The organism is Actinacidiphila yanglinensis (assembly GCF_900107965.1).
Lineage (GTDB): Bacteria > Actinomycetota > Actinomycetes > Streptomycetales > Streptomycetaceae > Actinacidiphila > Actinacidiphila yanglinensis.
In genome coordinates this window covers 557355-570870 of sequence record NZ_FNVU01000003.1, presented here as the reverse complement: position 1 = coordinate 570870, position 13516 = coordinate 557355, and the positions used below count along the sequence as shown (strand labels likewise).

14 protein-coding genes and 1 tRNA gene are annotated in these 13516 nt (G+C 73.3%); 6 read left to right on the top strand and 9 right to left on the bottom strand.

Annotation, left to right across the window (positions count from 1 at the left end; genetic code table 11):
* Nucleotides 1–2: 2 nt before the first annotated feature.
* Genes C4U44_RS09440 through C4U44_RS09430 form a run of 3 tightly spaced genes read left to right on the top strand, consistent with a single transcriptional unit; the run spans nucleotide 3 to nucleotide 2606 of the window.
* The gene (locus tag C4U44_RS09440; protein ID WP_103885196.1) at nucleotides 3–1193 is read left to right on the top strand and encodes an acyl-CoA dehydrogenase family protein; all 1191 of its coding nucleotides are present in this window, start codon (nucleotides 3–5) and stop codon (nucleotides 1191–1193) included.
* 13 nt (nucleotides 1194–1206) lie between these two features.
* Nucleotides 1207–1947: an enoyl-CoA hydratase family protein gene (locus C4U44_RS09435; RefSeq protein WP_103885195.1), complete on the top strand. Its 741-nt coding sequence runs from the start codon at nucleotides 1207–1209 to the stop codon at nucleotides 1945–1947.
* Nucleotides 1935–2606, top strand: a complete 672-nt coding sequence (locus C4U44_RS09430) for a TetR/AcrR family transcriptional regulator (protein ID WP_103885194.1) — start codon at nucleotides 1935–1937, stop codon at nucleotides 2604–2606. The genes C4U44_RS09435 and C4U44_RS09430 overlap by 13 nt, the downstream gene beginning before the upstream one ends.
* Nucleotides 2607–2702: 96 nt before the next feature.
* On the opposite strand, the gene C4U44_RS09425 is transcribed toward C4U44_RS09430, so the two are convergent.
* Both C4U44_RS09425 and C4U44_RS09420 read right to left on the bottom strand, forming a co-directional pair.
* Nucleotides 2703–3302, bottom strand: coding sequence for a DUF1349 domain-containing protein (locus C4U44_RS09425; RefSeq protein WP_103885193.1), 600 nt, complete (start codon nucleotides 3300–3302; stop codon nucleotides 2703–2705).
* Nucleotides 3274–4212, bottom strand: a complete 939-nt coding sequence (locus tag C4U44_RS09420) for a GNAT family N-acetyltransferase (RefSeq protein WP_103885192.1) — start codon at nucleotides 4210–4212, stop codon at nucleotides 3274–3276. The genes C4U44_RS09425 and C4U44_RS09420 overlap by 29 nt, the downstream gene beginning before the upstream one ends.
* A gap of 150 nt (nucleotides 4213–4362) precedes the next feature.
* Between C4U44_RS09420 and C4U44_RS09415 the strand changes: the two genes are divergently transcribed.
* Entirely contained in the window at nucleotides 4363–4662 is a 300-nt protein-coding gene (locus tag C4U44_RS09415) for a DUF6343 family protein (RefSeq protein ID WP_103885191.1), read from the top strand.
* Nucleotides 4663–4876: 214 nt separating this feature from the next.
* Here C4U44_RS09415 and C4U44_RS09410 read toward each other — a convergent pair.
* Nucleotides 4877–4950 (bottom strand) — tRNA-Met (locus C4U44_RS09410).
* 15 nt (nucleotides 4951–4965) lie between these two features.
* Nucleotides 4966–5373 (bottom strand): hypothetical protein, encoded by a 408-nt coding sequence (locus tag C4U44_RS09405; protein WP_103885190.1) that lies wholly within the window; start codon nucleotides 5371–5373, stop codon nucleotides 4966–4968.
* 212 nt (nucleotides 5374–5585) lie between these two features.
* On the opposite strand from C4U44_RS09405, the gene C4U44_RS09400 reads away from it, so the two are divergent.
* Nucleotides 5586–5888 (top strand): hypothetical protein, encoded by a 303-nt coding sequence (locus tag C4U44_RS09400; RefSeq protein WP_103885189.1) that lies wholly within the window; start codon nucleotides 5586–5588, stop codon nucleotides 5886–5888.
* A 167-nt stretch (nucleotides 5889–6055) separates the two neighbouring features.
* Here the strand turns inward: C4U44_RS09400 and C4U44_RS09395 are convergent, their stop codons facing one another.
* The 5 genes from C4U44_RS09395 to C4U44_RS09375 are packed head-to-tail and all read right to left on the bottom strand — an operon-like array spanning nucleotide 6056 to nucleotide 11425.
* On the bottom strand, nucleotides 6056–7228 hold the full coding sequence (locus C4U44_RS09395; protein ID WP_103885188.1) for an MFS transporter: 1173 nt from the start codon (nucleotides 7226–7228) through the stop codon (nucleotides 6056–6058).
* A 5-nt stretch (nucleotides 7229–7233) separates the two neighbouring features.
* A complete protein-coding gene (locus C4U44_RS09390) occupies nucleotides 7234–7833 on the bottom strand; it encodes a GNAT family N-acetyltransferase (RefSeq protein WP_103885187.1) in 600 nt (199 codons plus the stop codon).
* Entirely contained in the window at nucleotides 7834–9009 is a 1176-nt protein-coding gene (locus C4U44_RS09385; protein ID WP_103885186.1) for a type III PLP-dependent enzyme, read from the bottom strand.
* Nucleotides 9010–9017: 8 nt separating this feature from the next.
* The gene (locus tag C4U44_RS09380) at nucleotides 9018–10352 is read right to left on the bottom strand and encodes a DUF6271 family protein (RefSeq protein WP_103885185.1); all 1335 of its coding nucleotides are present in this window, start codon (nucleotides 10350–10352) and stop codon (nucleotides 9018–9020) included.
* Nucleotides 10353–10354: 2 nt separating this feature from the next.
* Nucleotides 10355–11425 carry a phytanoyl-CoA dioxygenase family protein gene (locus C4U44_RS09375; protein WP_103885322.1) on the bottom strand — a complete coding sequence of 357 codons (1071 nt, stop codon included), beginning with the start codon at nucleotides 11423–11425 and terminating at the stop codon, nucleotides 10355–10357.
* Nucleotides 11426–11920: 495 nt separating this feature from the next.
* On the opposite strand from C4U44_RS09375, the gene C4U44_RS09370 reads away from it, so the two are divergent.
* Nucleotides 11921–13438, top strand: coding sequence for a glycoside hydrolase family 3 protein (locus C4U44_RS09370; protein ID WP_103885321.1), 1518 nt, complete (start codon nucleotides 11921–11923; stop codon nucleotides 13436–13438).
* Nucleotides 13439–13516: the final 78 nt, after the last annotated feature.

Below are 13516 nucleotides of genomic sequence, written 5' to 3'. Positions count from 1 at the left end.
CCATGAGCACGGACTCGGGCACCTTCGACCGCGCACTGCTGGAGAGCGACGAGCGGCGGGCGCTGCGTGCGGCGGTCGGCGCCCTCGGCCACCGCTACGGCCGCTCCTACTTCACCGCGACGGTGCGGGCCGGAAAGCAGCCGGACGAGCTGTGGCAGGAGGCCGGCCGGCTGGGCTACCTCGGGGTCAACCTGCCGGAGGAGTACGGCGGCGGCGGCCAGGGCCTCGCCGAACTGTCCATCGTGCTGGAGGAGTTGGGCGCCGCCGGCAGCCCCCTGCTGCTGATGGTGGTCTCCCCCGCGATCTGCGGCACCGTGATCGCCCGGTTCGGCACCGAGGCGCAGAAGCAGCGCTGGCTGCCGGGCCTGGCCGACGGCTCGCTGCGGATGGCCTTCGGCATCACCGAGCCGGACGCGGGGTCCAACTCGCACCGGCTCACCACCACCGCGCGCCGCGACCCGTCCACCGGCGGCTGGCTGCTGACCGGCCGCAAGGTGTTCGTCTCCGGGGTCGACATCGCCGACGCCACCCTCATCGTCGGCCGCACCGCCGACGCGCGCACGGGCCGGCTGAAGCCGTGCCTGTTCGTCGTCGAACGCGAGACGCCGGGCTTCGAGTTCCGGCAGATCGACATGGAACTCGCGGCCCCGGAGAAGCAGTTCCAACTCTTCCTGGACGATGTGGCGCTGCCCGCCGACTCGCTGGTCGGCGACGAGGACGCCGGTCTGCTCCAGCTGTTCGCCGGGCTGAACCCGGAGCGGGTGATGACGGCCGCGTTCTCGATCGGGATGGGCCGCTTCGCGATATCCCGGGCCGTGGAGTACGCCCGCACCCGGCAGGTCTGGCAGGCCCCGATCGGCGCGCACCAGGCCATCGCCCACCCCCTCGCGCAGGCGCACATCGAACTCGAACTGGCCCGCCTGATGATGCAGAAGGCCGCCCATCTCTACGACGCGGGCGACGACATGGGTGCCGGAGAGGCCGCCAACATGGCGAAGTACGCTGCTGCGGAAGCCGGCGCGAAAGCCGTCGACCAGGCCGTGCACACCCTCGGCGGCAACGGCCTGACCGCCGAGTACGGCCTCGCCACGCTGCTCACCGCCTCCCGCGTGGGCCGCATCGCCCCGGTCAGCCGCGAGATGATCCTCAACTTCGTCTCGCACCACACGCTGGGACTGCCCAAGTCCTACTGAGAGGAGCCCGTCCGTGGCGACAGCACCGCTGGTCCGCCGGCACCTCGATCGGGGTGTGGCCGTCCTCACCCTCGACTCCCCCCGCAACCGCAACGCCCTGTCCTCCGGCCTGCTCGACGAGCTCAACGACGCGCTGGACCAAGCCGGCGGCGACCCGGAGGTCCGGGCGGTGCTGGTCACCCACACCGGCACCACCTTCTGCTCGGGCGCCGACCTCACCGAGGGCCGTGTCGCCGAGGGACCGGGGCAACTCGTCGCGCTGCTGGAGCGGATCGCCGTGCTGCCCAAGCCGGTGGTGGCGGAGGTGAAGGGCCATGTCCGGGCCGGCGGGCTGGGGTTGCTGGCCGCCTGCGACATCTCCGTGGCGACCGCGGCGGCGACCTACACGTTCAGCGAGTCCCGGCTCGGCCTGGCGCCCGCGGTGGCCTCGATGCCGGTGCTGGCCGGCGGCGACGCGCGGGCCATGGCGCGCTACTTCCTCACCGGCGAGCGCTTCGACACCGCCGAGGCGATCAGGATCGGGCTGGTCACCGCGCGGGAGGACGCCCTCGACGGCATCCTGGCCGGGCTGCGCGCCGGCTCCCCGCAGGGCTTGGCCGCCACCAAGGAGTTGACCACCGCGGGACTGCGGGAGCGGCTGACCGCCGACGGCCCGGCGCTGGCCCGGCTCAGCGGCCGGCTCTTCGCCTCCGCGGACGCCGCCGCGGGTATGACGGCGTTCCTCGAACGGCGGGACCCGCCATGGACGTTGTGACCGGAGCGGCCGAGGACGCCGCGGCGGCGAACCGGTCCACCGGCGGCACCGACCGTGGGCCCAAGCAGGACCGCAGCCGCGCCACCCGGCAGCGCATCCTGTCCGCCGCCCTCGCCTGCCTCGCCGAACACGGCTGGGCCGGCAGCACCGTCGCCGTGGTGTGCGCACGCGCCGGGGTGTCCAGGGGCGCCGCGCAGCACCACTTCGGCACCCGCGAGGAGCTGTTCACGGCGGCCGTGGCGCACATGGCCGAGGAGTGGCAGGCCAGCGTCCGCGAACGGGCCCGCGCGCTGCCCGGCCGGGGGCGGGACCGTACCTACGCGGTCGTCGACATGCTCGTCGCCGTGCACACCGGGCCGCTGTTCCGCGCGGCGCTGCACCTGTGGGTGGCGGCCACCGACGAACCCGAGCTGCGGGAGCGGGTGGCCGCGCTGGAGTCCCGGATCGGGCGGGAGGCGCACCGGCTCGCGGTGGAGTTCCTGGCCGCCGACGAGTCGGTCCCCGGGGTGCGCGAGACCGTACAGGCCACCCTGGACATGGCCCGCGGCCTGGGCCTGGCGAACCTGCTCAGCGACGACTCGGCGCGCAGGGCCGGGATCGTCCGGCAGTGGTCCCGCACGCTGGACGCCGTCCTGCGGCCCCCGGACCCGGCGGCCTGATCCGGACGGGCCCGAAGTGGGCCTGACTGCAAGGGCGTTCGGCGGAAACGGACGGTGCCTGACAGGTCGGTACGGTGGCGTCCGGCGCGGGAAGTGTCAGTGCAGGGACGTGTCGGCGGGGCCGACGGCCAGGCGGGTGAACCGTACCGTGAGCCCGGAGCGTTCCGGCGCGCAGCAGAACAGCCCGCCCTGCGCCTTCGCGGCCGGGTCCAGCCAGGCCAGCCGGACCGTACGCCACGGCTCGGCCTCGCAGCGGGCCCGTACCGTCAGCGCGTCGCCCGACCTGCTGACCCGGACCGTCACCTCGCGGCCGGCCCACTCCGGGACCGGTGCCAGCGACCAGTCGGAGGTGCCGTGCGTGACGACCGCGCCGAGCTGCGGCAGGCCGTCGGACATCTCGACGCCGGCCTTGATCCAGGTCGACGCGTCGACCCGCACGAGGGCGCCGGCCTGGTCGTACAACTCGGTGAAGTCCGCGCGGAATCCGACCTCGACGGCGGTGCCGGGCGGCAGGTCGGTGAGCAGGGCGTGGCCGTCGTCGCGCACGAAGCCGTAGCTCGTGGTGCGCCAGAAGTCGCTGCCCGCGCGGGCCGTGACGAGCAGGTCGGCGCCGTCGGGCGAGACCTGCTCGGGCGGGTTGAGCCAGTGGCCCTGCGACCACGGCAGGTCACGCGGGGCGGGGGTGGGTGAGGTCACGGATGTACCGCCGTTCTGAGCCGCAGAGTTGGTATCCGAGCCAGATGTTGATCGCGAGCATGGGGGCGTTGCCGTCGTCGTTGGCGGTGGTGGCCTCGCGGTAGCCCTTCGCGCGGGCCAGGTGCAGGGACTGCGCCTTGGCGGCCTTGGCGAGGCCCCGGCCGCGGAACGGGCGGCGGATTCCGGTGCCCCCGGACGCGTAGTGCCGCTCGCCGTCGGTCTGCGCGATCACCAGCCCGGCGACCTCGCCGTCCACCACGGCCACCGTCGTCAGGTCGGCGTCGAAGTCGGGGCGGTCCCAGTTCAGGGCGCGCCAGTCCGCATAGCTGAGGTGGTCGGCGGCGACGTCGCCGGGCTCGTCCGCGAAGCACTCCACGTCCGTGAGCCACAGGGGCCTCGGGTCGCGCTCCCACGCGACCGCCGGAAGCAGCAGCACGCCGCGGGGCACCCGCGGTCGTGCGGGCAGCGGCCCCTTGGAGCCCAGGTCGAGCCGCAGGAACTGGGCCTCGCGCCCGGGAAGGTAGCCGTGCGCGGCGGCGAAAGTGTCGCAGGCCGGCTCGGGGTGCGCCCACGCGTAGGAGGCGGTCGCGCCGATCGCGAGCAGATGCTCCTCGGCGGCGGCCAGCAGCGCCGCACCGGTGCCCTGTCCGCGCTCGGCGGCCGCCACGTTGATGTTCACGAAGGCCGCGCCCGCGTCCCGGGCGTCGGCGAACAGCCCGGTCCTGGCGCACCCGACGATCCGCCCGGCGTCCACCGCGACCAGCAGCAGGCAGCGCTGCCGCGCCGGAGCGCCGATCGTCTGGGCGTGCACGCTCCTGGGCGTCGTCACCTGGTAGGGCTCCTCGGCCCGCAGCAACGCGCAGAGGGCAACGGCGTCCGCGGCCTCGTACTCCCGGATGATCGCCACCATGGTGCCGCACCCTACGCGGCGGATACGGGCCCGCGCCCCGGTTTTCCGTACTCCCGTCGCGCCGGTACTGCCCGGACCGGGTCTCCTGGGTGGACCCTGGAAGCAGAGGACGGCATGCCCTGCGGGGCGGATCTTCGGGAGGTGAGCGCGATGCCCAGGACCGGGTACGAACCGACGAAGGCCCGCAGCCCGCTGCGGCTCCGCCTCACGCTGGCGCTGCTCGGGGTGATCTGGGGCGTGGCCGCCGCGGTGGGCTTCGCGATGGCGTCCCAGCCCGGCTGGGCCGGCATCTGCGCCTTCATCGCGCTGGTCGCGGTCGTCGACGTCTTCGTCGTCCTGCACCGCATCCACCAGGGGCCCCACTACCAGCCGGGCCGCGACGTGCCCCCGTATCGCCTGCCCGAGACGCGCCGTCCGCGCGGAGTGCCGCGCGGCGGGCCGCGGCGCTGAGCGGGCGCGGCGCTGGGCGGGTACGGCGCCGGACGGGTACGGCGCCGGACGGGTACGGCGCCGGGCTTCGACGGGGTGCCGAGAGGGTACGGCGCCGAGCGAATACGGTGCCGAGCCTCGACGGGTGGCCGGGCGCATACGCCCCCGGGCGGTGCGGGAGGGGCGCGGCAGACGCGCGAAGGGCCCGGCACTGAGTGCCGGGCCCTTCGTTTCGTAGCGGGGACAGGATTTGAACCTGCGACCTCTGGGTTATGAGCCCAGCGAGCTACCGAGCTGCTCCACCCCGCGTCGGTGAACACCACCTTACGGTGTGGACGCCCCAGCGCCAAATCCTTTCCCGCCGGCCCGGTCCAGCAGGCGCCGCCAGCGCCGCCGCTCGGTCCCGACGCACACCGCGGCGAGCACGGACACGGCCACCGCCACCCCCGCCGGCCACACCGCCCAGGAGGCGGCGACCGCCGCGCCGAGCTGGAGCAGCACCAGGCAGATCGTGGCCCATCCGGGCACCGCGACCATGACTGCCCGCTTGTCGCCCGGCGTCGCGAACACGGTGGGAAGTCCGATGAGGACGACGAGTGACAACACCGCCAGGACCCACGAGATCCCCGCGAAGTACCAGGGGGTCGCCACCCAGGCCACGAGTTCCAGGCCGAACCTGAGGGCCGATGCCGGATCGGCCTTGGGAGCGGTCCGCGCCGCGTTGCCCGCCATGCGTGCACCTTACTCAGGTGCCTGCCGCGCCCGCCCGGCCCGGCGCCCCGGTCGGCCCGGCCTCGTTCGAGGAGCAGGTACGACGGGGGCGCGGGAGTTTTCCACAGGCTCCCGGACGGCGAAAAGCGGGGCCGGGTTAATCTCGGGGAGTCGGAGATCGGTGGGGCCCGCGGAGCGGTGGAGGGCCTGTGAGCAGGGCGAAGGAGTGCGTCATGGCCGGGGTGAACGCCAGCGTGGTGGCGGCGGGTGGACTGATCGGTGGCTACGGGCTCGCCCGCTGGACCAAGCGGCGCGAGCTGGGAGGCGCGGCGCTGGCCGCGGCCGGCGTGGTGGCGGCGCGCGAGTGGCGGCGGACCGCGGGTGCGGTGCCGGCGGCGGCCCTCACGAGTGCGTATGTGGCGGCGTTCGCGGGCTCGCACCCGCTGGCGAAGAAGGTCGGCGCCTGGCCGGCCGTCTTCACCGTCGCCGGGGGGATAGCCGCGGCCTCCTGGGCGGTCGCCCGGCGCGGCCGGTAGCGGTCACGGGGTCGCCGGGAGCGGGCCGTCCGGGGCGGCGGGGCGGGCGACCTGCGAGGGCGGCAAGGCATCGCCCGGCGCTCGGCGGTGCGGCCGGGGGTCGGTGAACGGCGCGGGCGGTGCGGGCGCGCGCGTGCCCGCACCGCACCACCCCTCGGGCGATCCGCTCACGCTTCCGCAGGGACCGCCTCGACCGGGGTCCAGCGGATCCGGGTGCTGCACACCGCGACGAGCATCGCGGCCGCGGCGACCGCTCCGAGGGCCCAGACGAGCCCGCTCGCGTTCGCGATGAAGCCGATGACGGGCGGGCCCGCGAGCAGCCCGGTGGTGCCCATCGTCGCGACGACGGTGAGCGCGTCCGAACCGTTCTTCGCGGCGGCGACGTACACGCAGGGAGTGACGGAGGCGATGCCCAGGCCGACGCAGGCGAAGCCGATCAGCGCGGGCACCACACCGCCGCTGAGCAGGGCGAGCGCCAGCCCCGCCCCGGCCAGCGCGCTGCCGATCCGGACGATGCGGCCGTCGCCCCAGCGGCTGCGCCAGCTGTCGGCGAAGACCCGGGCGAGCACCATCATCACCGAGACGACGGCGATCCCCATCGGTGCCAGCTCGGCCGACGCCTTGGCCACGTCCTTCATGTAGAGGGCGGACCAGTCGTTCATGGCGCCTTCGGTCACCGTGCCGAACACCATGGCGGCGCCCAGCCAGAGCGTCACCCGGGACGGCATGGTCCAGCGCCCGCGGCCCTTCTCCTTCTTCTCCTCGGCCCGGCGGTCCTCGGTGAGCAGGCCGGTCCGCGCGGAGCCGACCAGCAGGAGGAGCAGGACCGTGGCGACCGCGAAGTGCGCGATCAGCGTGGACGTGAGCGCGTTCATCCCGGACGCGAGCAGGGCCGCCGCCAGCGACCCGCCGCTGAAGGTGGCGTGCAGCCTCGCCATCGCGTTGCGCTCGTGCACGGCTTCGAGGGCCGCCCCCTGCGCGTTCATCGCGACGTTCAGGGCGGCGACCAGAGCGCCGTCGCACAACATCACCAGCAGCGCGACCGGGTAGTCCGGCAGCGCCGACATCGCCAGGAGGAGCAGTGCCAGGCACAGGGCCGAGCCGAGCGCGAGGCGCCGCGAGCCGAGCCGCCGCATCAGTACGGCCACCAGCGGGAAGGCCGCCACCGCGCCGATCCCGGTGGCCATCAGCAGCAGGCCCACCTCCGCCGCGGTCAGGCCCAGGTGCGACTTGATCGCGGGAAGCCGGGAGGCCCAGGTGGCGTACTGGAAGCCCAGCGAGCAGAACAGCGCGGCGGTCGCCAACTGCCCGCGGCGGAAAGGATCGTGAACGCGCAGCATAGGGCTCATCCCACTTCGTCTCGTGATGGTGCTCCGCTCAGCAGGCCGCCGACCGGCGCCGGGTCCCCGACCCGGTCCGGGGCCAGCGCCATGGTCATGTACACGGAGCCGGGGCCGTAGTCGCCGGGGTCCGCGATGCCCGGGTGGGCGGTGAAGCCGTTGGCGGACCAGAAGGTGTGGCTGCCGCCGACCGCGACCAGGGAGATCTGCTCGTACCCCTGCCGCCGGGCCCCACCGGCCAGCCGGCGGAACAGCAGCCTGCCGAGCCCCCGTCCGCGCAGGTCCTCCGCGATCACGAGGTCGTGCAGGTGCAGCTTCCGCGAGTGGAAGACCACCTCCTCGCGCCTGGCGAGGCCGGGGTAGGACCGTTCGGGATACGGCAGGGCCAGCAGGTAGCCGCCCAGCCGGCGTTCGGCGGGGCGGCCGGTGCTCGCGCCGGGGACGACGTCCAGCGCGAAGCACGTCGCCGGGGAGACCCGGGCCTTCGACTCCAGCACCGCCCGTCCCTCGGTGAGGCCGAGAGCGGTGTAGGCGCCGGCCTCGAGCGTGACGATGTCCGCCCAGTCGCTCTCGGCGATCCGCCGGATCCGCACGTCGCGGGTCATCTAGCGCTCGCCCTCCGTTCTGCGCACGCAGGTCCAGGGAAGGGGCGCGAACCCGTTGAACCCCTGCGTCATGTAGCTGACGGCGTAGGCCCCGCTGGACAGCACCCACACCGGGTCGCCCGACGCGACCGCTTCCGGCACCTGGACCAGGCCGTGGCCGCCGGGATAGGCGTCGTCGCTGTCGCAGCTGGGCCCCGCGACCGTCGCCGGGACGGACGGGCCGCCCTGGTGGCCGGGAAAGACCAGCCGGTACTGCAACGCGTCCATCTCGTAGAGGCCGTTGAACTTCCCGCAGCTCAGGTAGAGCCAGAACTGCTGTTCCCCGGTCTCGGTGTGGCGCCGGGTCAGCCGGGAGACGTGCGCCCGGACGGCGCCGTGGTCGGCGACCAGGTAGCGGCCCGGCTCCACGACGAAGTCCAGCGGGCCACCGGCGTCCCGGCAGTGCTGCATCCCCTCTCGGATCACGGCGAACATCTTGTCCAGCGGCGGGTCGAGGGGTTCGCCGCGCCGGTCGAGGTAGCCGAGCGCGGGCAGGCCGCCGCCGAGGTTGACGTACCTCAGCGCCGTACCGCGCCGGCCCAGCAGCCCGAGCAGGTCGACGAGTTGCTCGAAGGCCCGCTGCCACGCCTCGGCCGTCATCTGCTGCGACCCGACGTGCACCGACAGGCCGGCCGGTTCCAGCCCGGCGTCCCGGGCCCGTTCCAGCACGGCGACCGCGTCCTCGGCCGAGCATCCGAACTTCCGGCTCAGCCCCCACAGGGCGCCGCCGCCGTCCGTCGCGAGGCGGCAGAACACCCGGGAGCCGGGCGCGTGCGCGGCGATCGCGGTGACGTCCTCCACGGTGTCGGTGGCGAAGTCCCTGATGCCGAGCCGGTACGCCTCGGCGATGTCCGCGTCGGACTTGATGGTGTTGCCGTAGTGGATGCGATCGGCCGGCACGCCGGCGCCGACGGCCTGCCTGATCTCCTGGACGCTCGCCGCGTCCACCCCGCTCCCCTTCCTCGCCAGGCAGTCCAGCACCTCGTCCACCGGGCACGCCTTCAGCGCGAAGCGCACCCGGACACCGGGCAGTTCCTCCAGCAGGGACGCGTACCGCTCCTCGATCCCGGTGAGATCGAAGACGATCCGGTCCTCCTCGGCCGCGGCCAGCGCGGCGAGCAGCGTATCGTCACGCATCGCGGCCGTCAGTCCCGCTGCCGCTGGGGCGGGTACGGGTCGGTGGCTCTCGCGCCGCCGACCAGGGCCGGCCACGCCTCGGTGAGCACCGCGAACTCCTCGATGTCTCGCCGGGCCTCGTCGAGCAGCCGCTCCCGGCACTCGGCCAGCACGTCGGCGAACTCCGCGTACCGGCCGCCCAGGGCGCGGTAGCAGCGGTCCAGGACGTCCAGCCGCTGCACGTTCTCCGCCTGGTCCAGCCGGCTGCTCTCCCACAGCAGGTCCGCGATCGCGGCGGTCCGTACCCGGTCGCCGCCGTCGAGCAGCTCCCCGCCGGCCCGCTCCATGCGGTCGTAGACGAAGTTCAGGTAGAGCATGGACAGGAAGAACTTCGCGAACCGCAGCTGGTACGCGGTGAACCCTGGTCCGGTCCGGCGCTCCGCGGTGTAGAAGTTCTCGATGTTCCGGTTGTGCAGCACCCCGGGCAGCGTGGCGTCGCGCACCAGGTGGATGAGGAAGTAGTCGCTGCCGATCGTGTCGGTGGCCGGCATCAGCGGTACCGCCTCGTGCACGCCGTGGAAGGCGATGTTGCACATGTCGACCCGCATGGGGTCGACCAGCGTGAGCGTCGAGTGGTCCCGCGTGAAGGGCTCGGTGCCCGCCCCGCGGAAGGACTCGTCGGCGAACTCCCGCTTGTCCTGGGCCGACCAGTCGAAGGGGGCCCACAGGCCGACCACCTCGTAGTAGACCTCCGGGTCGATGCGGAACATCTCCTCGATGTCCACCGACATCTCGCCGACGAACGAACTGCCCACCATGGAGACGGTCTTGCCCGCGTGCCGGGGGTCGAGGTCGGTCCGTGTCACGGCGGCGGCGTCCTTCGCGGGCCGCCCCAGCGAGAGGAGTTCGTGGTGGATCGGGAAGACCGTCCACGCGTCCTGCCCGGGCTCCCCCGCGACGACCTGGTACCTGCTGTCGGAGTCGCGGCGGTGCACGGACTCGCAGCCGAGCGCCGCGGCGAGCAGGAACGCACGGTTGGTGCACGCGCCGTAGGACAGGGCGGACGGGAGCATCAGGTCCAGCACGTGCTCGGGCTTGGCCACACCGGAGACGGCGATCGCCCGCCGCAGGAAGTCCCGCTGCTGCGCCTCGCCGAGGTGGTGGTGGACGACGCCGGGGGTGGCCGGCAGCGCGCGGACGGCGGCCGCGTGCTGCTCGAACTCCGCCGTCCCGCAGGAGTCGAGCACCAGCAGGTGCACCTCGACGTCGAAGTGCGCTGCGGCGTGGGCCGCTTCGTCGTGCAGGGCGCCGATCGCCGGCAGGCAGGACCTGTTGGTGGGCAGCGCGAGGCATATTCGGCGCATCGCTACGCTCCGGCCGCGGGCTCGGCGTCCTGGCCGGCGTCTTCGGTGCTGCCGCCGTCCTCCGGGTGCCAGGGGTTCAGCCCGAGCAGCTTGGCGCCGAGGTCGGTGAGCTCGGCGGGGCCGTAGCGGAGCGACTCGTGCCGGGTGGCGTCACCGACGAGCGTCTTGTTCCACTCCGGCGTGCTCAGGGTCCGCCAGGACTCGACGCGGGAGCGGCGCAGCTCCTCGTGCGACTCCAGCGCGGGCATCATCGAGAGGTACTGCGCGGAACGCACCCCCTGCGCCGAGGTGTTGGGCGCCACGCCGTGCGCCAGGGCGCCGTTCCAGATGAGCAGGTCGCCAGCCCGCAGGTCGGGGCGCACGACGGGGTACTCGTCGGTGTCGGTGCTCGGGCGGATGGGGTCGCGGTCCTCCGGCTGGAGCGCCTTCCACTCCTCGAAGCGGTGGAAGAGCTCGGGCGAGCACTGGAAGCCGCCCTGGTCGGGCTTGGTGTCATTGAGGGCGATGATGCCCTGGACGCGCTGGGGCAGCACCTCCAGCGTGCTGTCGATGTCCCAGTGCAGCTTGATGTCGAAGCCGCGCTCGGTGGGCGCGATGAGGGCGCGGTCGCGGTTCCCGACGTTCGGCGGATTGAGATTGAGCCGGTCCAGGGTCACCCACAGCTCTTCGCAGTCCCAGACGTCGACGAACGCGTCGTAGACCCGCTGCGCCTGACGGCTGTTCCACATGAGCTGGTGCTGGTACGCCTCGACAAAGCCGTAGATGTGCAGTTCCCGGTCGAGGTCGGAGCGGAACTCCTTTTCCTCGTACCAGGTTTCCGGGCGCTCCGGGTCGAGGCCCTGGAAATCCCAGGCGAAGTCGAGCAGTTCCTGCGCGGCCTCGGCGGGAATCGCCTGCTCCACGATCACGTAGCCGTAGTTCTGCCAGTGGGCGAAGTCCTCTTCGGACAGCACCCGGAGCTTTTGTGTCTTACGCAGATCGCGCAGCGGTACGGGGCTGAGATAGATCTCGCCGTCCGAGCTGAAGTACGGGATGTCCGAGGATGCCCGGTGGGGGCTGTTCGGCGCCAACAGTCGCTCCAAGGTTCGGAAGTTCATGAGCGTCCGGCGCGAAACGCGAATTCCGCGGGCGGACGCTGTCGACTGTGCGGGCGCAGCGGACGTACACAGCAACGGATATCGGCGCCGGAGACGAACGGATACCTGGCCGTGGGGCTCGGAGAGGACCGCGCGGCCGCGCCGACCGGTCCTTTGGGGCTCCGCCAGCCAACGTGCCCATCCGCCCCATTCGCCACGGCTGTCGCTCGCTGAACTCGCGCTCCCCTAAGTTGGACTAGACCAACTCGCGATGTCAAATGGCGAGTTGGTGAACGACGCCACTCGCGAGCGCGCCGGTTGCGTTGTGCAATCCGTCCCGCACCAGGCGTAAGGGGACCAACCGACAGACAGGATCGTCTTGACACCCCTGATCGGCTGAGCGAGTATCCGTTGGTCTGTACCAATCGCCGCCGGAGCGGTCAGTGCGTCGGCCCCACGCGAAAGGCCCCGTTGATGTCCGCCAGCAAATCGGTGTCCACCAGCAAAGAGAGCGACGAACTGCGCCGCCTCGCGCTCTCCGTCCTCCAGCCCGGCTTCGTCGGCACGGAGGCTCCGGACTGGGTGCTGCGGGCCATCGCTGACGGTCTGTCATCCGTGGTGCTCTTCTCCCGCAACATCTCCTCGCCCCAGCAGGTCGCCCGGCTCACCCGGCAACTCCGCGCGGAGAACCCCTCGTTGATCATCGCGATCGACGAGGAGGCGGGCGACGTGACCCGGATCGAGTCCTCCACCGGCTCCACCCGGCCCGGCAGCTTCGCGCTCGGCGCCGTCGACGACGTCGCCCTGACCGAGTCCGTCTCCCGCGACCTGGCCCGCGAGTTGCACGCCGCCGGGGTGACCCTCGACTACGCGCCGAGCGCCGACGTCAACTCCAACCCGGACAACCCGATCATCGGGGTGCGGTCCTTCGGCGTCGAACCCGACCGGGTGGCCCGGCACGCCGCCGCCTGGATCCGCGGGCTCCAGTCGGGCGGGGTGGCCGCCTGCGCCAAGCACTTCCCCGGGCACGGCGACGTCGCCGTCGACTCCCACCACGGCCTGCCCCGCTACGACGCCGACCTCGACACCATCGCCGCCCAGGCACTCCCGCCGTTCCGGGCCGCCCTGGAGGCGGGCGTGCGCGCGGTGATGAGCGCCCACCTCCTGGTGCCCGCCTACGACGAACACGTCCCGGCCACGCTCAGCAGCCGCATCCTGGGCGGCCTGCTCCGCAAGGAACTCGGCTTCGACGGCCTGATCGTCACCGACGCGATCGAGATGGGCGCCGTGACCGGCCGCTACGGCATCGAGGGCGCCACCGTACGAGCGGTGGTCGCCGGCGCCGACGCCGTCTGCGTCGGCGGGGAGAACGCCGAGGAGGCCACCGTCGGGCTGCTCGCCGGTGCGCTCGCCGGCGCCGTGCGGTCCGGCGAGCTCGCCGAGGCGCGACTGGCCGAGGCGTCCCGCCGGGTCCGGGAGTTCGCCGACTGGTCGACCGGGCTGGCCGGTTCGGTCCCGGTCGACCCGGTCCACGGCGACATCGGCTTCGCCGCCGCACGGCGCGCCGTGCGGGTCAGCGGCGAGACGGACGGCGTGCTCCCGCTGGCCGCCGCACCGCACGTGGTGGAGCTGGTGCCGACCACCAACCTGGCGATCGGCAAGGAGACGCCGTGGGGCGTGGCCGTCCCGCTGCGCGAGCGCCTGCCCGGGACCACCTTCGTCCGAGTGGACCAGCAGCAGCTGTCGGACCGGCCCGAGGCCGTCGACGAGCACGCCCTCGCACCGGCCACGGGGCGCCCGCTGGTGGTCGTGGTCCGGGACGCCGCCCGCAACAAGTGGATGGGCCGGGCGCTGGCGGACCTCGCCGCCGCGCGCCCCGACGCGGTCGTGGTGGAGATGGGCCTGCCGGACGACTCCGGCGCCGGCGCGGTCCGGATCTTCACGCACGGCGCCACCGCGGCGTCCGGGGTGGCCGCGGCGGAGGTCCTGATCGGCGGCCACGCCCGGTAGCCGCACCGCGCCGCCCGCCCCCATCCGCGCGGGCAGGAGCGGCGGGCGGGGCCGGGGTCAACACCCGGTCAATAACGC